Origin of the sequence: Bradyrhizobium sp. 87 (genome assembly GCF_023073015.1) — a bacterium.
GTDB lineage: Bacteria > Pseudomonadota > Alphaproteobacteria > Rhizobiales > Xanthobacteraceae > Bradyrhizobium > Bradyrhizobium canariense_D.
Genome location: NZ_JADPIQ010000149.1, coordinates 19,179 through 40,038, shown reverse-complemented (window position 1 = coordinate 40,038; position 20,860 = coordinate 19,179). Strand labels below are relative to the sequence as shown.

21 protein-coding genes are annotated in these 20,860 nt (G+C 61.4%); 7 read left to right on the top strand and 14 right to left on the bottom strand.

The genetic code is table 11. From position 1 onward, the window contains the following. Positions 1-34: 34 nt before the first annotated feature. The 7 genes from IVB50_RS41420 to IVB50_RS41390 form a co-directional block, all read right to left on the bottom strand. The gene (locus IVB50_RS41420; RefSeq protein WP_247300410.1) at positions 35-748 is read right to left on the bottom strand and encodes an ABC transporter ATP-binding protein; all 714 of its coding nucleotides are present in this window, start codon (positions 746-748) and stop codon (positions 35-37) included. Further along, positions 738-1,523 carry an ABC transporter ATP-binding protein gene (locus IVB50_RS41415; RefSeq protein WP_247300408.1) on the bottom strand — a complete coding sequence of 262 codons (786 nt, stop codon included), beginning with the start codon at positions 1,521-1,523 and terminating at the stop codon, positions 738-740. Before IVB50_RS41415 ends, IVB50_RS41420 begins: the two co-directional genes overlap by 11 nt. Next, a complete protein-coding gene (locus tag IVB50_RS41410; RefSeq protein WP_247300406.1) occupies positions 1,504-2,517 on the bottom strand; it encodes a branched-chain amino acid ABC transporter permease in 1,014 nt (337 codons plus the stop codon). Before IVB50_RS41410 ends, IVB50_RS41415 begins: the two co-directional genes overlap by 20 nt. A gap of 22 nt (positions 2,518-2,539) precedes the next feature. Further along, positions 2,540-3,382 carry a branched-chain amino acid ABC transporter permease gene (locus tag IVB50_RS41405; protein WP_249808541.1) on the bottom strand — a complete coding sequence of 281 codons (843 nt, stop codon included), beginning with the start codon at positions 3,380-3,382 and terminating at the stop codon, positions 2,540-2,542. A 70-nt stretch (positions 3,383-3,452) separates the two neighbouring features. After that, a complete protein-coding gene (locus tag IVB50_RS41400; protein ID WP_247300404.1) occupies positions 3,453-4,586 on the bottom strand; it encodes an ABC transporter substrate-binding protein in 1,134 nt (377 codons plus the stop codon). Positions 4,587-4,695: 109 nt separating this feature from the next. Beyond that, positions 4,696-5,442 carry a dienelactone hydrolase family protein gene (locus tag IVB50_RS41395; RefSeq protein WP_247300402.1) on the bottom strand — a complete coding sequence of 249 codons (747 nt, stop codon included), beginning with the start codon at positions 5,440-5,442 and terminating at the stop codon, positions 4,696-4,698. A gap of 138 nt (positions 5,443-5,580) precedes the next feature. Next, the gene (locus tag IVB50_RS41390) at positions 5,581-6,360 is read right to left on the bottom strand and encodes an IclR family transcriptional regulator C-terminal domain-containing protein (RefSeq protein WP_247300401.1); all 780 of its coding nucleotides are present in this window, start codon (positions 6,358-6,360) and stop codon (positions 5,581-5,583) included. A 105-nt stretch (positions 6,361-6,465) separates the two neighbouring features. On the opposite strand from IVB50_RS41390, the gene IVB50_RS41385 reads away from it, so the two are divergent. Continuing rightward, a complete protein-coding gene (locus IVB50_RS41385; protein WP_247300400.1) occupies positions 6,466-7,269 on the top strand; it encodes an enoyl-CoA hydratase-related protein in 804 nt (267 codons plus the stop codon). Here IVB50_RS41385 and IVB50_RS41380 read toward each other — a convergent pair. Then, the gene (locus IVB50_RS41380; RefSeq protein WP_247300399.1) at positions 7,256-7,633 is read right to left on the bottom strand and encodes a hypothetical protein; all 378 of its coding nucleotides are present in this window, start codon (positions 7,631-7,633) and stop codon (positions 7,256-7,258) included. The two genes, IVB50_RS41385 and IVB50_RS41380, sit on opposite strands and share 14 nt — an antisense overlap. Positions 7,634-7,850: 217 nt before the next feature. On the opposite strand from IVB50_RS41380, the gene IVB50_RS41375 reads away from it, so the two are divergent. Beyond that, positions 7,851-8,681, top strand: a complete 831-nt coding sequence (locus IVB50_RS41375; RefSeq protein WP_247300398.1) for a helix-turn-helix domain-containing protein — start codon at positions 7,851-7,853, stop codon at positions 8,679-8,681. On the opposite strand, the gene IVB50_RS41370 is transcribed toward IVB50_RS41375, so the two are convergent. Genes IVB50_RS41370 through IVB50_RS41360 form a run of 3 tightly spaced genes read right to left on the bottom strand, consistent with a single transcriptional unit; the run spans position 8,678 to position 12,184 of the window. Beyond that, a complete protein-coding gene (locus IVB50_RS41370) occupies positions 8,678-9,769 on the bottom strand; it encodes an acyl-CoA dehydrogenase family protein (protein WP_247300397.1) in 1,092 nt (363 codons plus the stop codon). The genes IVB50_RS41375 and IVB50_RS41370 overlap by 4 nt on opposite strands. Before the next feature lie 12 nt (positions 9,770-9,781). Beyond that, positions 9,782-10,930: an acyl-CoA dehydrogenase family protein gene (locus IVB50_RS41365; RefSeq protein WP_247300396.1), complete on the bottom strand. Its 1,149-nt coding sequence runs from the start codon at positions 10,928-10,930 to the stop codon at positions 9,782-9,784. 57 nt (positions 10,931-10,987) lie between these two features. Beyond that, on the bottom strand, positions 10,988-12,184 hold the full coding sequence (locus tag IVB50_RS41360) for a CoA transferase (protein ID WP_247300395.1): 1,197 nt from the start codon (positions 12,182-12,184) through the stop codon (positions 10,988-10,990). Positions 12,185-12,394: 210 nt separating this feature from the next. Between IVB50_RS41360 and dctP the strand changes: the two genes are divergently transcribed. The 5 genes from dctP (at position 12,395) to IVB50_RS41335 (ending at position 17,230) form a co-directional block, all read left to right on the top strand. Continuing rightward, complete coding sequence (gene dctP / locus IVB50_RS41355) at positions 12,395-13,393, top strand: TRAP transporter substrate-binding protein DctP (RefSeq protein ID WP_247300392.1); 999 nt, start codon at positions 12,395-12,397, stop codon at positions 13,391-13,393. A 6-nt stretch (positions 13,394-13,399) separates the two neighbouring features. Then, positions 13,400-13,954, top strand: a complete 555-nt coding sequence (locus IVB50_RS41350; protein ID WP_247300391.1) for a TRAP transporter small permease — start codon at positions 13,400-13,402, stop codon at positions 13,952-13,954. Next, positions 13,846-15,258: a TRAP transporter large permease gene (locus tag IVB50_RS41345; RefSeq protein ID WP_247300389.1), complete on the top strand. Its 1,413-nt coding sequence runs from the start codon at positions 13,846-13,848 to the stop codon at positions 15,256-15,258. Before IVB50_RS41350 ends, IVB50_RS41345 begins: the two co-directional genes overlap by 109 nt. A gap of 13 nt (positions 15,259-15,271) precedes the next feature. Further along, a complete protein-coding gene (locus tag IVB50_RS41340) occupies positions 15,272-16,189 on the top strand; it encodes an SMP-30/gluconolactonase/LRE family protein (protein WP_247300386.1) in 918 nt (305 codons plus the stop codon). A 132-nt stretch (positions 16,190-16,321) separates the two neighbouring features. Next, positions 16,322-17,230 carry a tripartite tricarboxylate transporter substrate binding protein gene (locus IVB50_RS41335; protein ID WP_247300385.1) on the top strand — a complete coding sequence of 303 codons (909 nt, stop codon included), beginning with the start codon at positions 16,322-16,324 and terminating at the stop codon, positions 17,228-17,230. 966 nt (positions 17,231-18,196) lie between these two features. Here the strand turns inward: IVB50_RS41335 and IVB50_RS41330 are convergent. The 3 genes from IVB50_RS41330 to IVB50_RS41320 form a co-directional block, all read right to left on the bottom strand. Then, entirely contained in the window at positions 18,197-18,619 is a 423-nt protein-coding gene (locus tag IVB50_RS41330) for a hypothetical protein (RefSeq protein ID WP_247300383.1), read from the bottom strand. Between the two features lie 1,354 nt (positions 18,620-19,973). After that, complete coding sequence (locus IVB50_RS41325; protein ID WP_247300381.1) at positions 19,974-20,198, bottom strand: hypothetical protein; 225 nt, start codon at positions 20,196-20,198, stop codon at positions 19,974-19,976. An 85-nt stretch (positions 20,199-20,283) separates the two neighbouring features. Next, on the bottom strand, positions 20,284-20,595 hold the full coding sequence (locus IVB50_RS41320) for a hypothetical protein (RefSeq protein WP_247300604.1): 312 nt from the start codon (positions 20,593-20,595) through the stop codon (positions 20,284-20,286). Positions 20,596-20,860: the final 265 nt, after the last annotated feature.

The following is a 20,860-nucleotide window of genomic DNA, read 5'->3' as shown; positions in this document are numbered from 1 at the left end:
TCTGTCTCAAATCCCTTGCAAAGAGCTATTTCCGCTAAGCGCCGAGATAGGCTTCCTGGATGTCGGGGGCATCAGCGATTTCGCCGGCCATTCCTTCGCGCACGATCGAGCCCACTCTGAGCACATAGGCCCGGTCGGCAATCTTGAGCGCCGCGCGCATATTCTGCTCGACCAGAAGCGCCGAGAGGCCCCTGGCCCGCAGCGCTCCGATCGCGCCGAGCACGAATTTGGAGAAGAACGGCGACAGACCGAGTGACGGCTCATCGAACAGGATGAGCCGCGGACGCGCCATCAAGCCGCGGCCGATCGCCAGCATCTGCTGCTCGCCGCCGCTGAGATTTCCGGCGGCCTGCCGGAAACGCTCGCGCAGGCGCGGAAACATGTTGAGCACGTCATCGACCGTAAACACGGGACCGCTGCCGAATGCGTCGACGATCTTCAAATTCGCCTCGACCGTCATCGACGGAAAGATCTCGCGCCCTTCGGGGACGTGGCTGATGCCGGCCCGGCTGAGCGTCCAGGGCTTGCGCCCGTCGATGCGCTGATCCGCGAACTCGATGCGGCCCGCAGTGATCGGCAGGACGCCGGAGATCGCGTTCAACAACGTGGTTTTACCCGCGCCGTTGGCGCCGAGGATGGCGACGATCTCGCCGCGGTTGACGGAGAGCGAGACGCCGCGGAGCGCGACGACCTTGCCGTAAGCCGCCGAGACGTCCGTGACGGTCAGCAGCGTGCCATCACTCGTCATCGTCAGCCCCCAAATAGGCGGTCACGACTTCCGGATGACTGAGAACGTGATGCGGCGCGTCGACCACGACAGGCTTGCCGTCGACGACGACGAGCGCGCGGCCGCAGAGCTGCCGGATGACCGCCATGTCGTGCTCGACGATCAGGATGGTCCGCCCCGGTGCAATCGCACGGATCAGGGCGATGAAGTCGGCGGTCTCGCGCCCGTTCATGCCGGCGGCGGGCTCGTCGAGGAACATGATCTTCGGATCGGACATCAATGCGATTCCGACGGCGAGCCGGCGCTGCACGCCATAGGCCAGCACGCCGGCCTTGCGGTTCCGCTCTCCGTAGAGGCCGATCAACGCAAGAACCTCCTCGACGCGGCCGTGGAAGGCCTGCTGATCCCGGACATAGGACTTGCTGCCGACGATGCGGCCAAGGACGCCGTGGTGAAAGCTCGCATGGCGCCCGAACAGGAGATTTTCCAGCACCGTGCTTTCAGCGAACACCGCAGTTCTCTGAAAGGTTCGGGCGACGCCTGAGCGCGCGATGAGATGCGGCGGCATCCCCGAGATCTCGCTTCCCATGATGCGGATCGATCCGCTGGTCGGCACGGTGATGCCGCAGAGGATGTCGAACAGCGTCGACTTGCCCGCACCATTCGGGCCGATAATGCCAAAGATTTCGCCTTCCTCGACATCGAGGCTGACGCCGTTCAGGGCCGTCACGCCGCCATATCGCTTGACGATGTCCCGGGCCGAGACGATGGGACGCTCAGCGGCTGCGATCGTCATCTGTCCTCCTTCCGAGCCGGTCACGCAGAGCAACGCCCAGTTGATGCAGTCCGCCGGGGGCAAACATCATGATCAGGATGATGATCGACGAGAACACCAGGATCCTCACGTTCGGATCGAGGTTCATAGCCTGCGGTATCAGCGTGAACATCGCAGCGCCGATCACCGGTCCGACCACCAGCTGCGCGCCGCCCAGCAGAACCATCAGGAGCCCGTCCACCGTGTTCGCGACGCTGAAGACCTCGGGCGTGACAATCTGCGTGTAGGGAACGGCGAGCGCACCAGCCAGCGCGGCAAACGGCGCGCTCAGCATGAAAGCCTTAAGCCGGACGCGCGCCACATCGACGCCGACCGAGCGCGCGAGATGAGGATTCTGGCGGACACTGTCCATGGCGGCGCCGAAAGGAGACCGGCGCAGGACCACCAGGAAGACGATCGCAAGCAGAAGAATGGTGGCGGTGACCGCGAAGTAGGTCTGCGGATCCGACAGCTGGAGCGAACCGATCTCGATCGGCGGAAAGCCGAACAGGCCGAGCGGTCCCCCGGTGATCTCCTCGAGATTCGTTGCTGCGACCATGGCGACGCCGGTCAGGCCCCAGGACACGATCGAGAAATAGGCGCCGGTCAGACGCAGCGTGATGACGCCAATGATGGCGGCCAGCACCACGGAAAGCACGAGCGCGATCAGTACCGCGACCTCGAACGGCAGCCCGAGCTTGCCCATTCCGATCGCCGCGCCGTAAGCGCCGACGCCGAAAAACAGGCATTGGCCGAGCGGCACCTCGCCGACGCCGCCGAGGATGATGTTGATGCTCAGAGCAAACAGGGCGAACGCACAGGTGTACCCGGCGAGGGTCACCACGAACGGGTCGGTGAACGCGAAGGCGAACGCCGCGATGGCCGCGACTGCGCATGCGACGTAAATGGCCTCTCGCGCGGCGCGCCCGGCCCTTTCGCCGTTCATGGCGCCGGCCCGCTTCCTGTCCATCGTCATGCCGAAATCCTGGATTGCCATCTCAGTGCCGATGCTGCTGGACTTGGCCAAGCAGTCCTTGCGGTCGGAACAGCAGCGTGGCGATGACGAGGCCCCAGCCCAGCGCGGGCGTCCACGAGACAGAGACGTAAGTTTCGAACAGCGCGTTGGCGACACCGATGAGAAGCGCACCCAGCATCGCGCCCGGAATACTGCCCATCCCGCCCAGGATGACGACCGTGAAGCCGACGATCAAGGCGCTGTATCCCATGGTCGGATAGATCGTCGAGATCGGCGCCAACAGCGCGCCTGCAAGACCAGCGGCGGCGACGCCTAGCACGAAGGCCAGCGCGCGGATCCAGGGAACATCGATGCCGGAATAGAGCGCGCCACGCGCGTTCTGGGCGACGGCCACGACCTGCTGGCCCTTTATGCTCAGACGGAGCCACAGACCGAGCGCGCCGAGCACGAGAACTGAACAGACAAAGATGAACGCGCGTTGCGACGTCACGAAGATACCGAGAAATCGCATCGTGCTTTGTCCGAGCGGCGATGTCACCGGGAGCGGGTCCGGCCCGAAGATCAGGATCAATCCGGCCACCGCCGCCTGACCGAGCGCGAACGTGACGATCAGTGAGCCGTGATGTGAATCGCCATACAGGCTGCGACGGATGACGACCCATTCAGTGACGGTGCCAATGGCCACAACGATCAGCACCGACAACGGAACAGCGATGAAATAGTTCATGCCTCGCGACGTCAGCAGGTAGCAGGCATAGCCGCCCATGGCAAAGAACGCACCATGGGCGAAGTTTGCAATGCCCACGATTCCGAAGATCAGCGTCAGGCCTACGGCGATGACGGCATAGCCGGCGCCAAGCACCAATCCGTTGACGAGGGTTTGAACCAGAAGTTCCAAAGCCGTACGTGCCTTCTAAATTTGATCCGCGCGATCGTCAGTTCGAGGCGACGCGCTCGACCTGGACGACAGCCCCGTTTTCGACTCGTTGGATGTAGAAGTACGGCGCCCGCGCCCTGCCCTTCTCGTCGAACTTGAGCAGTCCCCTCGGGCTCGGCCAGGAGTTTTCGCGGATGACTTTCGAGATCTTGTCGTAGTCGCTGTCGGTGCCGGCTTTGTCCATCGCGGCGGCGATGAGATTAATCGCCTCGAAGATCACAAGCTCACCTTTTCCCGGAGAGGAGTTGAACTTCTTCTGATAGTTCTCGACGAACTCCTTGCCTTCGGCGCCGGGATCTGATGCCATGAATATCTCTCCCGTAATGACGCCGTTCATGGCGCCCTCCGATGGCTTGATCATGCCCGGCGTCACCACGCCCGGCGACATCACCTCGATCTTGAAGCCGCCGAGCTGGCGCACCTGCTTCCACAGTTGTGCGGCGCGCGCCGGATAGGCGTCGGCGACGTAGATCATGTCCGGATTGCTCGCCTTGATCTTGGTGAGAATGGACGTGAAATCGTTAGTCTCGGCGTCATAAGTAGAGATGCTCACCAGCTCAATGCCTGCGGACTGGAGGCTCGCCTTGAGTTTCTCAAGGACCGTCTTGTTGAACTCGGAATTCTCGCCCATGTAGGCGACCGTCTTCGGCTTTAGCGTCTTGACGATGTAGGCATTGAACGATTCGGAGTTGAGCGACACCGTGTTGTTGATTTGAAACAACCAGGGACTGCCCTGATCGGTGATCGCATCAGCCTGCGCGCCAGCGTTTACTTGCAGGATACGCTTCTTAGTGACCGAAGATTCGGCAAGCACGACCGAGCTGTTCGTCCCCCCGGTTATCGCTTTTACGCGCCCCACCGACATCAGCTTCTGGACCGCGGCGACGCCGCCTTGCGGCGTGCCCTTCTCATCCTCGAAGACCAGTTCGATCTTCCGGCCGCCGAGAATGCCGCCGCGCTGGTTGACGAGGTCGGCTGCATATTCAGCGCCGCGCTGCAATTCCTGCCCATAAGTCGCCGCTGCGCCGCTCAGAGGCAGCGCAAGGCCGATCTTGACCGGGTCAGCCGCCATCGCGCCGGGCGCGCCAGCGAGCTGCACAGTCGCCGCCACGATGGCCCCCAAAGACAACATTACATTTCGGCGATCCGCACGCTTCATCGTTCTTCCCCCTATGATTTGTCTCGCCAGCCCGCGGCAACGCGGCGGCTCCTTTGATTTCTGATGGACTCAGCGCCCGAGCTCAATTCAGATTGCGCTGAAAGAGATCGAACAGGCGCTCCCAATGCCGCTCTGTGCTGGCCTTGTGGTAGAGGCGCCGGGTTGGAAAAGCGAAGCCGTGTTCGGCTTCCGGATAGTATTCCATCCGCCCGTTGATGCCGGTCGTCTTGATCGCCCGCGATACCTGCTCGAGCATCTCGGGAGGCGCGTAGTGATCATGCTCGGCCAGCGCAAAGTAGATCTCGCCCTCGATCTTGTCGGTGACGAGATGGGCGGAGTCCGGCTGGTCAGTGACGAGGCGCGCGCCGTAGACGGAGGCGCCGGCGGCCATGCGATCGGGAAACACGCCCATCGCGCGATAGACGTAGCGGCCGCTCATGCAATAGCCGACACATCCCGTCTTGCCCTGCCGCGCAGTCGGCTCAGTGGCCAGGAAGTCGAATATGGCCTGGCTGTCTTCCATCACCATGGTGTTGGTCAGGTGGCGGTTGAGCTTCCACATGAACTCCAGCTTATCCGCGGAGGCGGGGTCCCACAGCCGGTTCGCGTCGAGATCGACGCAGCGGACCATGCGGTAGTACATGTTCGGCATGACGACGTAATAGCCGACTGTCGCCAGACGTCGGCACATGTCGGACAGCTCCTCGCGGACGCCGACCGAGTCCATATAGAAGATGACGACAGGGAACGGTCCTGGACGGTCCGGGTGAAACACGTACGTGTTCATCACCCCGTCCTTGGTTTTCAGATCGACGACCTTCTCCTGCACGACTCCACCCTTCTAACCATTTTGTATCCCCGCGCGTTCGAGGCGTGGAGTGGGCGGAAGAATGTGCCGGGACGTAGCTGAAAGCCAGAGCATTACAGATATGCGCGCGTATTTACAGATATGTGAAAATCGATCCGTTCAGTTGCGGGCATTTGTCGCGGATGCGCGATCCTCACGCGTAACGAATTTGTCGATGCCTTCGCGCAGCGATCTCAGGATCTGAGTTCGCTTGGATACCAGTCGTTCGACCGGACCGCCGACGCCGATCGCCAGGATGCGGCCGTGGCGCCGCTCCGGCAACAACATCCCGATGACGCCCGCTCCGGCCGTTACAGTGTGAAGGGAGATGACGTAACCATCCTTGCGGATCTTGCGGAGCTTCTGCATCAGCTCCTTCAGGTCGACCTTCTTCTTTCGGTCTTCCTCCTCGAAATTGATGCGGCGCACGAGCTTCTCGATGGTCTCGTCCGAACGCGCGCTCAGCAGCATCCATCCGAGGCCCGAACGCGCGAGCGGCCGGATCGTCCCGGGCTTGATCGAAAACTGGATCGTGCGCGGCGAAGGTTGGACATGGATATATTGCATGTAAAGGTCGCTCTGGGTCGCGATGCTGACGGTCTCTTCGGTTTCCTTGTTGAGGTGGTTCACCAGCGCCGAAATTCCGCGCTCGCCAAAAAGCGCGCCCTGCACCCAGTGCCCTAGCTGCACGATACGCATCGTCGGCATGTAGGTCCGCGAATAGCGGTCAAAGTCGACGTAACCGAGCACCACCATGCTCTTGAGGACCGCGGACGCGCTTGAGACGGGGTAGCCGAAGCGCAGCGCGACCTCCTTGAGACTCAAGGGCCGCTGCACTTCATCGAAATATTCCAGGATCTCGAACAGCCGCTTGGCCGTCTTGATGACCTCTTTGGACATGCTTCCTCGCTTGCTTTTTCACATAGATAGAAAAGTTTTCTCGTAGACGAAAGCCATTTCGCGGATTTCCAGCGTTTGCTAGAAGGCTTGCCAACGGAGGTCACCATGGTTTCTGCCGAGCAGATGAAGTTCGAAGTGTCCGATGGCGTCGCGACGATCACGTTCGACCGGCCGGACAAGATGAACGCCTGGACGCCGGTCATGGAGATCGAGCTGCGCCGCCTGATGGCGATCGCGTCCGAGGACGACGGCGTGCGCGCGATCGTGATCACCGGCGCGGGCCGGGGCTTCTGCGCCGGCGCCGACATGGGCCGCCTCTCCGACGCGTTGTCGGGAACCGCAACCGCCGCACCCGTCGTTCCCCCCATAAGCGACGACGATCTGGAGCAGCGCTACAGCTACCTGCTCGCCGTTCCCAAACCGATCATTGCGGGCATCAATGGCGCGGTCGCGGGCGTTGGTCTTTGCATCGCGCTGTATTGCGATCTCCGCTTCATGGCAGCTGGCGCAAAACTGACCACGTCCTTTGCCCGGCGCGGCCTGATCGCGGAGCACGGCAGCGCCTGGATGTTGCGTCAGCTCATCGGGCCGATGAACGCGGCGGACCTTCTTCTTTCGGGGCGCGTGGTCGAGGCGGCGGAAGCCGAGCGGCTCGGCCTGGTCAGAATGCTGCCCGCGGATACTTTTCGCGAGACCGTGCAACAGACGGCCTCAGACTTCGCCAAACTCTGCTCCCCCCGCTCGATGCGGATCATCAAGCAGCAACTGACCGCGGCTCCCCGGCAAACCCTGGCCGAAGCCACGCAGCTCGCGAACAGCGAAGTCGCGATCTGCCGCGGGACGGAAGACTTCAAAGAGGGCGTTGCCCATTTCATCGAGAAGCGGGCGCCGCGCTTCACCGGCAGGTGAGCGCGAGGGCGCATGCGTCGTTCAACGAAAATGCGGTACCGGCCGAGTGCTTGCCCCCCGTAATCGGGACGGCCGGGCTCGGCTCGGCGGACGCAATTTCGCGATGGACCGCGGCGGGCCGCTCGAGGATGACGAGAAAGCTGCGGCCTTCCTCGGTGATGCTCCACACGCCCGGTTCGCGCACGACCAGCTTCTGGCCGAAGATATCAAGATCCGGCGCACGTTCGGCGAGCCGATTCATCCGTCCGGTCCATTCCTGGCCACTCGTATAGAGGATGGCAAGGTGCTGCTTGATGACCTCGAGGCTGGCGCGTCCGTCGGTCTGGCCGTCGAGAATCTTCAGGATCGAAAGCTGGAAACTCACAAGCGACTCAGACGCTACCATTCACCGTCGCCGTATATTAGAGCCGAGCACGATGTGGAAGTCATCACGGTTACGCTGAAACGGGATACCGGCCCTGTCGATGCACTCGGCTGGACCTGCCTGCGCGACCCGACTAACCTGCCGTCAGATAGACATGAAATCAGAATGTCGACTCGGCATCACCGGATCTCCGCAGTATAGCCGGCACAATCAGACGATGGCCAGAAAAAGCAAGAGAGCGACAGCGGACGATCAGATCACGGAAGCCACGAGCTACGGCCCGCCGGCCGCGGGATCGGTCAAGTCTGCGGGACGTGTGCTGCGAGTTCTGGAGTTCTTCGACGAGATCCAGCGGGACGCGCGCGTGGCCGAAGTGGCCGAGCGGCTGGGATTTCCGCAATCGTCGACCTCGATCTTGCTCAACTGCCTCGTCGAGCTCGGCTACATGGATTATCTGCAGGAAAGCCGCAGCTTCCTGCCCTCACCGCGCGTCACCCTGCTCGGGACCTGGCTCGACAAGGGCCCCGTCAGAAACGGCAGCCTGATGCGAATGCTCGAAGAGCTGTCCCATAAAACGGGGGACACCGTCATCATCGCCGCGCGGAGCGGAATCTATGCGCAGTATATTCACGTTTTGCAGGCCCGCGCGACGATGCGCTTTCATGTCCCGCCCGGCTCCAGACGCCTCGTGGTCTGGTCGGCCACCGGGTTTTCGCTACTGACTTCGAGCAGCGACAAGGAGATCCGCAGCTTGTGCACGCGCACCAACGCGGAAGCCGCGCTCGACATATCCCGGATCGACATCAATCAGGTGCTGGAAAACGTCGAGCGCACGCGGCGTGAGGGGTTCTTCTTCTCGGCCGGCCTCGTCACGCCGGGCGCGGGATCGATTGCCGTGCCGCTGCCCGAGGGCATCGACGGCTGGAACCGCGCGCTTGCGGTCGCGGTATCCGGCCCTCTCCAGGACATCACGCGGCGGCAGACGGAGATCGTCACGCTGCTCAACGATGTCGTGCAGCGCTATCTTCGCCCCACAGCCTCAATTTAGGCCGCGCCGGCGGCTGCCGGTCGGTCGACGAGCAGCGGCCATAGGCCCTCGCCGCCTTGCGCGCAGATCATCCGGCCGATCTTTTCCTGCCACCAGGGCTCCGCGCCCCATTCGTCGCGCCACGACCAGAGCCGCCGGGTGGCGTAGTGCAGCGGGTGTTCCTGGGTAAACCCCATTGCGCCATGGACCTGATGGCACAGGGCCGCGACCTGACCGGCAGATTCACCGCATCGTGATTTTGCAATCGCCACGGCCAGCGCGTTGTCGCCCAGCCGCGGCGACTCCGTCAGGGCGTCGCCTGCCGCAGACGCCGCGGCAAAGTGGCCTGCCGCAATCGCCAGCATGTGCTGGATGGCCTGGAATTTCGCGATCGGGCGGCCGAACTGCACGCGCTCATTGGCGTAGGACAGCGCATAATCCATGCACCGTTCCATCCCGCCGATCATCTGCTGCACGCGGATAGCCGCGCCGAATGGCATCAGGCCGTCAGCTCCGATACAGGCGGGCGCCGGCAGGACATCGCTCACGGCCAACTGCACGCCGCTGAAGTCGACACCTTCGCGCGGCTCGTAGGCGACGTTGCGCCGCGTCTTGTTCGAACGCGCTTTGGCAGTCGGCACGCGGCAGAGGAAGGCCTTGCCGTTCGCGTCGCGTGCAAGGACAAGCACGGTCGGAGCCTGCTGGCCCCAGGCGACATGCCGGGCGATACCTTGCAAAGCCATGCCTGCTGCACCCGAGACGAGCGTGATACGATCCTTCGAATTAACCGGCGCAAGCGTCACCGCGCCTGCGATGACTTCGCCACCCGCGTCGGTCCAGAGTGCGTTGGCGATCATGGTCTCCGCCAGCGGCAGCGGCGCGGAATGAAATGCGGACCTGCGGATCAGGTTTGCCCCAACGTCGGGCGCGAGCCCTGCGCCGCCCTTCAATTCGGCCACCAGCGCCAACGGCAGGCCGGCATCTTCCACCGCGCCCCAGAGCTCATCAGGCCATTGCCCGGCGTCGGCTGCGGAGAGAACTTTCTTGTCGATGTGTTGCGCAAAGAGGCGATCGGCCTGTTCAAGCACAATGGCGGACATGTCTTCCATGGCATTTCCCCGTCAGCGCAGACCAAGACCGCGGGCAATCATCCCGCGCAGGATTTCCGGCGTGCCGCCGCGAATGGTGAACGATGGCGCGTGCAGCAACACATGTGCCATCGCCTGCGAATACTCGTCATCATCATCGAGACTTGCCTCGACCGGCAACAGCTTCCGCACCGCTTCCGGAACTTCCCGCTCGAATGCCGTGCCGACATCCTTGACCAGTGCAGCTTCGGTGACCGGACTTTCGCCACGCTCCAATAGCCCGGCGATCGACGACGACATCCGGCGCAACGTGGCGAAGTGAGCCGCGAGCCGGCCGATCTCGACCGCCTGCCGCTCATTCGGCTCGCGCCCGATCTTGTCGACGAGTTCGACGAGAAGCCTGATATCCGACATAAAGCGATCCGGGCCGGCGCGCTCGAACGCCAACTCGCCCGTCACGCGCGTCCAGCCTTCGCCGGGTTTTCCGATCATCATGTCGTCGGGAACGAAGCAGTTCTTGAAGAATACCTCGTTGAACTCGTGCCCTCCCGACAGGTTCATGATCGGCCTGATCTCGATGCCTTCCGAGCCCGTATCCACGATGAACTGGGACAAGCCGGCGTGACGGTTCTCGCTGGGCGGCTCGGTGCGAGCCAGCACGATCAGGTAGTGGACGCGGTGCGCGTTCGAGGTCCAGATCTTGGTACCGTTGATCACCCAGCCACCTTCGACCTTGTCCGCCTTGGTGCGGGCGGCCGCAAGGTCGGAGCCGGAATCGGGTTCGCTCATGCCAATGCCGAAATAGCACTCGCCCGCGGCAATCCGAGGCAAAATCAGCTCGCGCGCCCGCTCGCTGCCATGCTTGAGAATCTGCGGACCGGACTGCCGATCCGCGATCCAGTGCGCGCCGCCCGGCGCGCCGGCCGCCAGCATCTCTTCGGTCACGACGAAGCGCTGCAAGTTGGAGTATTCGCCACCGCCATAGCGTTTCGGCCAGGTCATGCCGATATAGCCCGCCTTGGCGGCGCGCTTGCTGAACTCCGGATCGAATGTCGACCAGGATGTCCGGTGTGCGGCGTAGCGACCGCCGTCACGCTCCTCCTTCAGGAAGGCGCGGACCTTGCGCCGCATCGCGTCTGCTTCGGGCGGTAAGGTCAGAGATTCGAACCGGAACGCGCGCATTCAAGCCTCCATTCGTCCAAAATCGTCTTTTGGCACAATATCCATCATCAACCCGCCTCACTTGCTCTTGCCGCTCGGGGAGATTGTCTCCGGCACATGCACTCCGATCTCCGCGAGCAACTCGGCCGTATGTTCGCCCAACCGCGGCGCATGGCGGCGAATTCGGAACGGCGAGGAGCTAAAGGACACCGGCGCCCGTATCGACTTGTATGCTCCCTCCGATGGATGCTCGGCGCGGCTGAACATCTCGACCGCCTTCATGTGTTCGTCGTTTGGCAGATCGGCGAGACCCAGGACGGGCATACAGGGAATGCTGACGTCGTCGCAGAACGACACCCATGAGGCCGTAGAATGCCGAGGGGCTTCTTGCTCGATGATCTCGTAGAGTGTCTCAAGATGGGCTACTCGCTCGACCAGCGGAAAGAAGCGGGCGTCATACTTCATTTCCGGGCGCCCCACGAAGTCGAAGAAGTCGCGCCAGTTGCGATCCGAATAGGGAAGGATGCACATATAACCGTCGCCGGTGCGAAACGGCTTGCGGCGCGGGCTGACGACGCGGGCATAGCCGGGGTCGCCGAGCGACGGCTCGAAGGCAAAGCCGAGCAAATGCTCGATATAGGCGAACTCCGCCGTGGTCTCGAACATCGGCACTTCGATGGCCTGCCCTCCGCCACCACGCTCACGCTGGAACAGAGCTGCCATCACCGAATAGGCGATCGCTTGCCCGGACAGCTTGTCGCATAGCACCGTCGGCATGAAGGCCGGCTCGCCGCGCGCGACCATATGCAATGCAGCGAGCCCGGAGCCGGCCTGGATGATATCGTCATAGGCAGCCTTGTCGCGGTAGGGCCCCTTCTCGCTGAACCCGTAAGCGCCGCAATAGATGATATCAGGCTTGATGGCGCGGACGGCCTGATAGCTAAGCCCGAGCTTGTCGATGGCCTTGGGTCGCAACGAGTGGACGAACACGTCGGCTGTCGCAATCAGCCTGCGTAGCGCATCCATTCCCGCGGGCTGCTTCAGGTCGAGCAAGACGCTGCGCTTGTTGCGGTTGAGATGGAGAAAGCCGCCGGCCATGCCTTCGTTGCGATTGGGGCGATAGGTGCGAAAGGAGTCACCCTCCTCGCTCTCGATCTTGACCACGTCAGCCCCGAGATCGGCCATGATGTGGGTCGCAAACGGTCCCATGATCACGTTGGTCAGGTCGATGACGCGAATTCCGCCCAACGGGCCGTCTGCAGGGGTCGTGTCCATCCCGAAGCTCTCTCATTCAATTGGCCGCGACGGCCGGCGCGTTCCGCGCGGGACGTCCAACTTCTACGTGATCGCAATCCAATCAATACGGTTCGGCACGATCACGCCAATTATCACATATGCGATTGATTACGCCCCTCCGCTCTCTTGCTGGCGGGAACGCGATCAAACATAGTTTCGCCCAACCACAAAAAGACTTGGGAGAAAACAATGATATCGACGAGCCGTCGCCATTTTGCGGGCGTGATCGCTGGGGCATTTGCATTCGCGGGCCTTACAGCGCCAGCCGCAGCCGCCGAGAAATGGGATCTCTATATCTATAATCCCGTGGCGACAGTCGCTGCGGCCAAGGGCATGAGTGCCGTCGCGGAGCAAATCGAAAAGGACACCGGCGGCGAGCTGTCGGTCCGGCTGCACCTCGGGGGCTCGCTCCCCATCAATACCACCACGATTACACAGGCCGTCAGCGACGACGTCGTGCAGATGGGCGACGACGGATATTTCCTCGGCAACGTGCCGATTGGCGGCGTCCTGCGGCTGCCGATGCTGATCCGGTCTCTGGGCGAATACAAAAAGGCGGCGGACATCATGGCGCCGTACCTGGAAAAGGCGTTCGAAAAGAAGGGCCTTCTGGTGCTCGGGCAGTACCTCTATCCCTACCAGGTGGCATTCTCGAGCAAGAAGCTGACGTCGCTGGCCGAAGTCAAGGGCCAGAAGATCCGCGTGACATCGCCCGAGCAAGGCGAGTTCATCAAGCGGCTCGGCGGCGTGCCTGTCACGCTCGGCGCCCCGGAAGTTCCGTCCGCGCTCGACCGCAGCATCGTCGATGGCGTCCTCACTGCCAACACCGGCGGCGGTAACACCTGGAAGGACTTGCTCAAGTTCAATTACCGGCTGGGCATCAATTACTTCAACTCCGTCGTCATCGTGAACAAGGAGCGCTTCAACAAGCTGTCGCCGGAGATCCAGGCCAAAGTCCGCAAGGCCGTCACCGACAACATGCCGCTGATCACCAAGGCGATGGCGGACGAGGAAGACAGCCTCAGCAAGAAGTTCGCCGAAGGCGGCATGACGGTGACCGAGCCGCAACCCGGCGATCTCGACGTCGGCACCAAGGCGATTTCGGCCTATTGGGATGAATGGGCAAAATCGAAGGGGCCGGATGCTGCGGCCGCGCTCAAGCAGGTTCGTGCGGCGCTTGGCCGGTAATCGATCATGGCTGGCAGCATGGAGATCAAGGAGGTGGCGCCTGACGGCGCCGTCCACTTCATCGACAACGTCTCCTCGGGCCCTGGCCCGGTCGAGAACGCCTCAGAAGCGATTTGCGCGCTCTTCCTGATGGCCATGATCATCCTGATCGGAGCAGAGGCGATCGCACGCAATCTGTTTGCGACATCGCTCCAGATCACCGATGAGATTGGCGGCTATCTGCTGGTGGCCATGACCTTCCTGAGCATGTCGGTCGCCGAAGCCCATGGCGCATTTCACCGGGTCGAACTGGTTCAGGCCCGCCTCGGACAATCCGCCCGGCTGGCGTCGCAGATCGTCTTCGACCTGATGTCGCTGGTCGCCTCCGCGTCGATTACCTGGCAGCTGACGCGCCTGGTCATGAACTCGTGGCGCGCGGAGGACGTGGCGCCCACGCCGCTGCAGACGCCGCTGTGGATGCCGCAGACCACCATGGCCATCGGCATGTTCCTGCTCTGCCTCGCCCTTCTCCGAACCATACTCACCAAGGCTCGCCGCCTTCGCAGGAGTGCGCAGTCATGACTCCGGGCGTCGAACTGATCTTTGTCCTGGCGATCTTCGTCGGGCTGCTCTGCGTGGGAATGACGATCCCGTTTTCGATCACAGTCCCATCTGTCCTTTATCTGGTGCTGCATGCAGGTCTGCCTGGACTGAAGGGTATCGGCCTCGTCAGTTGGGGCAGCATGAACAGCTTCACGCTCAGCGCGATCCCGCTGTTCATCCTGATGGCCGAGATCCTGCAGGAGAGCCGGCTGAGCTTGCGGGTGTATCACGGCCTGTCCAAACTGGTTTCCTGGATTCCCGGCGGCCTGCTGCAAACCAACATTGCCGGCTGCGCCATCTTCGCCGCCATCAGCGGCTCGAGCGTGGTCACCGCCGCGTCGATTGGGCGCGTCGCGCTTCCTGAATTGCAGAAACGCAAATACAGTCCGCGCCTGTCCGCGGGCTCGTTGGCGGCGGGAGGCACGCTCGGCATCCTCATCCCGCCCAGCATCGCGATGATCGTCTACGGCACCTTCACCGAGACCTCCGTCGCCAAACTGTTTATGGCCGGCGTGATGCCGGGCCTGCTGCTGACCGCAATGTTCATGGGCTATATCGCCATGCATGCTTGGTTCAGACCCGAGATCGCTCCGCGCGAGCTTGGCGCTCGTTCGGGTCGAGAACTGCTCGCGGCCCTGCTCGACGTCATCCCGTTCATGGTGCTGATCGGCGGAACCATCGGCAGCATCTATTCGGGTCTGGTCACACCAACCGAGGCAGCGGCCGTCGGCTGCGTGCTGGCGATGATCATTGCAGTTTTCTGGGGCGAGTTCAGCGTCGCGATTCTGTGGCACGCCTTGCAAACCACGGTGCGCGTCTGCGGCAACATCCTGTTCATCGTCTATGCCGCTTTCCTGTTCTCCTACGCGATCAGTTATGCCGGTGTCGGCGAGCAGATTACGCAGTTCCTCGTCAACCTGAAGCTTTCCAGGCTGGAGTTCTTCTTCGCCCTGTTAGTTCTTTACACGGTGTTGGGCTGCCTGGTCGAAAGCCTCGGCATGATCGTGGTCACGGTGCCCCTGCTCTATCCGGTCCTGGTCCAGTACGGCATTGATCCAATCTGGTTCGGCGTAGTCCTGGTGCTGTTCATCGAGATGGGCCAGATCTCGCCGCCAATCGGCATCAACCTGTTCGTGATCCAAAGCATATGGTCGGGCAAGCTGAGCGACGTCGTCGCGGGCACGATCCCGTTTCACCTGATCATGTTCGCGCTGCTCGGCCTGCTGGTGATCTTCCCCGAAATCGCAATGTGGCTGCCTTCGCAAGTCACTGCCGTGCCTTGAGCGAGATACCCTGATGTATACACCGCCCGAAGAAATCAAGACTGAGGTCTTTGCCCGCCTGCCGGACAAGTTTCGACGCAAAGACCCCGACAATGCATGGTCGTTAGTCAACCGCCGCGGACTGGTGGCGGATTCCTTCCTTGAAGGGCCGTCATTCGACCGCGACGGTAATCTGTATATCGTGGACATTCCCTACGGACGCATCTTCCGCATCTCGCCCGCCGGAGAATTCACGCTGGTCGCCGAATATGACGGCGAGCCGAACGGGTTGAAGCTCGCGAGCGACGGGCGGATCGTCATCACGGACTATCGCCACGGCCTCATGACGCTCGACCCGGCCAGCGGCAAGGTCAGCTCCTTGCTGGAGCGGCGCTGGTCCGAGCGCTTCAAGGGCGTCAATGACCTGGTCTTTGCCGGCAACGGCGACATCTATTTCACCGACCAGGGCCAAACCGGGATTCACGACCCGACCGGCCGCGTCTATCGATTGCGGGTGGACGGAGTGCTCGACCAGATCGTCAGCAACGTCCCCAGCCCAAATGGCCTCGTGCTGAACGGCAGCGAACACATTCTTTACGTGGCCGCCACCCGGGGCAATGCCATCTGGCGCATACCGCTGATGCCTGACGGCACCGCATCGAAGGTCGGGATATTCATCCAGCTGTCAGGCAGCCTAGGCGGCCCCGACGGCCTTGCAATGGACGAGCAGGACAACCTTGCGATCGCCCACGCCGGTCTTGGCACCGTCTGGATCTTCAGCCGCCTCGGCGAACCGCTCTATCGGGTTCGCTCTTGCCAGGGCCTCGCCACGACCAACGTGGCCTATGGCGGCTCCGACAACAAGAGCCTCTACATTACGGAATCCGAGAGCGGTTGCGTGTTGGTCGCGCGCGTTCCTGTTGCTGGACGGCTCATGGAATCGCATCGGTAGTGCCGGACGAGATAGGCAAGGGTTCGAGTCCCAACAGCCGGCAATTGTTTGCTACGAGGAACGAAAGCCTTCATGCTCGGGAAAGCTCGAACAGTCGTACTGATACTTGGCCTGACGGCCTCGGAGGCGGCGATGGCCGCGTGGCCCGATAACAAGCCGGTCGAAGTCGTCGTTGGCTTTGCCGCGGGCGGCGGGACCGACGTCATGGCTCGCAAGCTGCTTCCTTTCGTCGAGAAGCGGCTCGGCGGAAACGCGCGTTTTGTTGTCCTCAACAAGCCCGGCGCCGGCGGCGAGATCGCGTTCACCGCGATCGCACGCGCTGCTCCCGACGCTTATTCGATGGGGGTGGTCAACGTGCCCGGCTACAACTTTCTGCCGATGACGCGGAAGACCCAGTACACTATGGACGAGATCCGTCTGGTTGCGCGCGTGGTCGACGATCCCGGCGTGATCGTCGTTCGCAACGATAGCCCGTTCACGACGATCACTAGCGTTCTCGACGCGCTGCGCAAGACGCCCGGTTCAGTCACGTTCGGCCATAACGGCGCAGGCACGAACGGGCATCTGGCCATCCGCATGCTCGCAAAGGCCGCCAGCGTCGAGCCGAATGAGATTTCCTATCGCGGAACAGCAGCGCAGAGGACCGACGTGCTCGGCGGCCATCTGGATATAGGAATGGTCAGCCTGAGCGAAGTGCCTGAGCTTCACGGCACCAACAAAGGAGAGCTCCGGGCTATCGCAATCCTTTCTAAGGCTCGTTCCTTATCATTGCCCGGCGTCCCAACGGCCGAGGAAGCCGGCGTTCCCGTCATCATGACCGCCGAACGCGGCTTTGCGCTGCCGAAGGGCGCGCCCGATGACATTGCGAAGAAGCTGGAAGCCGCGATCGCCGAGAGCCTCAGCGATCCCGAATACATCAGGAGCTCACCCGGTGATGCTCCCGTCCTCGCTTTCATGGCCGGAGCCGAATGGCAGAAGCGTCTCGACGATATGACGAAGGGGTTGCAGCCGCTTGCGAGCGAACTGGCCGAGCGGAAATAGCTTCAGTCGATCGGAGCCGCTTATGCCAATCCGTAACTGGCTGCAAGCTATGGACGGTAGGAAGTCATCGAATTCGAATGGCGTCGGGGCTCCCTCGGGCTCCCTCGGGCTCCCAAAAAGGCTTACCCAAGCATCCGCTGAGATCGACCATATGCGGTTCGATCTGACTTCCGCTCATGGCCGTAGCTGGCTTTCTACAACTCATGCCTGCTAGATGGGCCGGCGGCGTCACCTTATCTAGGCCCGGCCACCACTGATAAGCTTTCGCTTCAAAGCTTATCAGTCGGAAAACTGACTCCATTTGTGTAATTTTATTATCAGTCGCCGCTGACTCCGTTTTGCTCGAAAGCTTGTCAGTTCAGGAACTGGCTCCATTTGCGATTAGATCTTATATTCGACCGAATGTCTCGTAAGCTCTTACAACGTCTGAATTCCAAGAATGCGAGGTCGGCTTCTGCTACAGCCTTCTTTGACGCTTGGTAGCAGATGTAAGGGCTCCCTTTGGATTTACGCAGCGCCATCTCGGCCAGGTCTCCGAGCCGGCGCATTGCCCGATCGACAGGATCAGCATCGAAAAGACCCACCTACGCGGACGCGTCAACTGGACCGAGATCGTTGACGAGGATTCGCGCGTTATCGAAGCGGTTCGGCGCAAAGCCGAGCCGGAAAGCATTGCCCGCTGGGAACTGCGGAACTATCGCCGCCGCTCCAGCTTGTAGCGCTTGAACTAACTAGGCGCGCGCCGCTCGGCGCAGCTCCTATTCACTCGGCGGCCTCTGCGGGTTGATTCTTAAGCTCCGCAAATTTCGCCGCCATCGTCGGATTGCCCCGAGTCAGCTTCTTGATCGTCACATCCTGCGCCTTATTATTCGCGCACGTCAGCTAGCAACGTCCTCAGGCGCAGATGCGGGCAGCGCCCGTGAGACCAGTCGCAGTCGCGCCGCACGCGCATCCCGTTTGTTACTATTAAGCAGCTTGGCTTCGACCGCCGTCGATGACCGTGAACAGCGCGCGCCGATCAATTGGTGAGCTACTGGGCTGATCAGGCTTTTCAGCGGACCCTACAGGTGGCGTACACTTTGCCAGCAAGATATCCGACGTTGCCGCTTCTGCTTCGACATTAGCGACGGGAGCTCTCACCTTCTGTTCCATAAGTTCGAGTGCGGCTGCGCCGTTGGCCGTCAACCGCCAACCGAACGAATATCTTTGCACAAAGCCTAACGAGAAAACGTCCAATGTCGGGAGCGTAGCACCCAGCCGCTTGCTGTAGCTTGCCCAATCAGCGCCGCTCGTCGCCAAAAATGCGAGGTCGCGTTTGATATCCGTTAGCGTCGCCAGCCCGTTGGGGTAGCTAGCAAGTACCTTCAAAATGGATACCTGGAAATTCACGACTGCCACCCCCCGGTCACGCCGACCATTTTGTCAGTGGTTTGTGGCCCATGCAATGAATTTGAATGCACGCGGTCCTGCAATACGGCTCACAGATTCTAGCGGAACTCCGTTAGGCGCGGCATGAGCGATGCTGGATGAGAGAAAGTCCCCGGTAGCCTTGCATGCATGTGTGCTGCATCCTGGAGGGTGACGAGTTTGCGCCCCTGTTGTACGCATGGGAGAAGGTACTCGACCTCGAATCCGCGCACTTCAGGTCATTAATGGTGGATTCTTCTCCCGGCATACTGGCGCATCTACGTTCTCGGTCAGCGCCGCGTGAGTCGTTCAGCGGGCGCAGCCGTGGAGACCCGCGCAGCAGCGAACGTTGATGGTCGATATATTCCCGCACCACCTGCCGAATCTCCGCCATTCCAACGGACCTGTCCTCGCGCTGGGCCCTTGTCTCGACTCGCGCGCCCGCGCTTTCAAGTATTGACCGGCGCAGCTCGTAGACCGCTATCGCAGCTTCGGCTGAAAGCGCCTGCGCCTGCTCTCGCGCGGCACGGGCCTCGTCGACAAGCCGTCGACGATCAGTATCAGCGTCTTCCGTTTTCTGCTGTTTCATTTCGAGTCCCGAATCAATCGACGCCCCATCATGCAGTCGACGTCGATAGCGCGTCGCTAACTTAAATTATTGTGCGCGCTCGAACACGAGTCAAAAGTCGCTCCTGCCCACCATGTCGCGATTGGCCCGCTATGCTCCATGAGTGGACTCGGTCTCAGCTGGGTCTGTTTCGCCAGGGCGGCTAAAGGGAATGCGATCGTGGCAAGGCTCTGCCGACAATGGCGTTATCGGCTTGCCGTCGCAGCGGCAGTCGCCACATACTTCGTGTAGAATTCGAAGACCCGGCCCCGCCACATATCGGAGCGTCTCGGCCACCCCTCGCCGGTGGCCAGGCAAGATTGCTGCATGGCTCGGAGATAAAAATCATATGCGGTAGAGCACTGTCCGGTACCTGGGAATTGAAGTCGACGATGCGCTCGCAATAGCAGAGCAGGTCGACGTCTGAACTGCGGGGCTGAGCGGACATGCTCTGTCGTACCTTTTATGCCCGCTCGGGGCCATATGCGGAAGTGGCATAGGTCGCGAAACGGAATTGTGCGAGCCGTGAACGACCCCACTAAGCCATGTATACGCGAAAATCCGTCGCGGTGGAGGTCAGTTCAATGCCGCTGCTCATTCCTGGCACGCGGCGGATAGCTCCGCGCTGCCTCAAGCGTTTTGTAGGCTGCGCTGAACTGTGGTAATCGCCTTCACCGCACTCGGCTTTGACGGCCTCAAGGCGTTGCCTTTGTTTTGGAGTGAGGACAATCATCTTGATGACAATCTCGCTAAATGAGTTCGCCCAAGCAGCTTCTCATCGCGAGTCGGCAATAACCCGCGCTCATAAGCAAGCTTGTAAGCATATGCTGCCGTTAGTCCGTTGCTCATCGCAAGTTCGGTTCCTTTGATGGGATCGCCTAGATAAGCGTCCAGAATCTGCTCGCGAATTTCTTTGGTAATCCTGTTGCGGCTATTCCAACTTCCAGTTGTCATTTGGCGCTCCTTATGCGCAGCAATACACGGCATCGGACGAGTCGGAGGTAGTGGGCGGGAACTGCTGATCGCTCTGCGCTCGCGATCAGCCCATGCTCCCCGGCATGAAGCAGCGCGCCTTCGGATGACCATTTAGGTAGTAAAGCCAGACGACCGTACGGCCAGCGCGATTCGGTCCATCTACGACAGCGTCGTTCGGAACATCAACCCACTCGCTATCAATGCGTACGCGATAGTGACCATCCTTGGTTTCCCAGTCGGCGTCATCAACGCGCTTCGCATCACTGCGATCGCAGCAGGGCCCTTTTCCACTGTGCAAGCTCTCATACCAACCGTCTAACTCAGGGTGCTGATAATCGTGGGCGCGAGCGTGACCAATTGTAGAAATCGGCAGCATGACAGTGAAGACAACAAGCGTTGCATGCCAAAAGTGATTATTCATCTCACACCCGGACTCTGCAGTCGCGAAGTTCATTCAGCCGCATCAACATGCGAAGCTTTCTCGGCTCGCCTCTGGTAATCATCGGCCAAGGGCCACATGCACCCTATGACGATCGCGATCAGCCGACCAATTGAATGTGGGTAGTCGTCTGGCATCCAAAGGATTCACGGAACAATACGAAGGTTTATGTCGCTCGCCGAAGCCGACGACTTCCGCAACG

Excerpts from the sequence above, each read along its gene's own strand:
- IVB50_RS41420 (WP_247300410.1), bottom strand. The coding sequence starts at position 748 with ATGACGAGTGATGGCACGCTGCTGACCGTCACGGACGTCTCGGCGGCT.
- IVB50_RS41415 (WP_247300408.1), bottom strand. The coding sequence starts at position 1,523 with ATGACGATCGCAGCCGCTGAGCGTCCCATCGTCTCGGCCCGGGACATC.
- IVB50_RS41410 (WP_247300406.1), bottom strand. The coding sequence starts at position 2,517 with ATGACGATGGACAGGAAGCGGGCCGGCGCCATGAACGGCGAAAGGGCC.
- IVB50_RS41400 (WP_247300404.1), bottom strand. The coding sequence starts at position 4,586 with ATGTTGTCTTTGGGGGCCATCGTGGCGGCGACTGTGCAGCTCGCTGGC.
- IVB50_RS41390 (WP_247300401.1), bottom strand. The coding sequence starts at position 6,360 with ATGTCCAAAGAGGTCATCAAGACGGCCAAGCGGCTGTTCGAGATCCTG.
- IVB50_RS41385 (WP_247300400.1), top strand. The coding sequence starts at position 6,466 with ATGGTTTCTGCCGAGCAGATGAAGTTCGAAGTGTCCGATGGCGTCGCG.
- IVB50_RS41375 (WP_247300398.1), top strand. The coding sequence starts at position 7,851 with ATGGCCAGAAAAAGCAAGAGAGCGACAGCGGACGATCAGATCACGGAA.
- IVB50_RS41370 (WP_247300397.1), bottom strand. The coding sequence starts at position 9,769 with ATGGAAGACATGTCCGCCATTGTGCTTGAACAGGCCGATCGCCTCTTT.
- IVB50_RS41365 (WP_247300396.1), bottom strand. The coding sequence starts at position 10,930 with ATGCGCGCGTTCCGGTTCGAATCTCTGACCTTACCGCCCGAAGCAGAC.
- IVB50_RS41360 (WP_247300395.1), bottom strand. The coding sequence starts at position 12,184 with ATGGACACGACCCCTGCAGACGGCCCGTTGGGCGGAATTCGCGTCATC.
- dctP (WP_247300392.1), top strand. The coding sequence starts at position 12,395 with ATGATATCGACGAGCCGTCGCCATTTTGCGGGCGTGATCGCTGGGGCA.
- IVB50_RS41350 (WP_247300391.1), top strand. The coding sequence starts at position 13,400 with ATGGCTGGCAGCATGGAGATCAAGGAGGTGGCGCCTGACGGCGCCGTC.
- IVB50_RS41340 (WP_247300386.1), top strand. The coding sequence starts at position 15,272 with ATGTATACACCGCCCGAAGAAATCAAGACTGAGGTCTTTGCCCGCCTG.
- IVB50_RS41335 (WP_247300385.1), top strand. The coding sequence starts at position 16,322 with ATGGCCGCGTGGCCCGATAACAAGCCGGTCGAAGTCGTCGTTGGCTTT.
- IVB50_RS41325 (WP_247300381.1), bottom strand. The coding sequence starts at position 20,198 with ATGACAACTGGAAGTTGGAATAGCCGCAACAGGATTACCAAAGAAATT.
- IVB50_RS41320 (WP_247300604.1), bottom strand. The coding sequence starts at position 20,595 with ATGCTGCCGATTTCTACAATTGGTCACGCTCGCGCCCACGATTATCAG.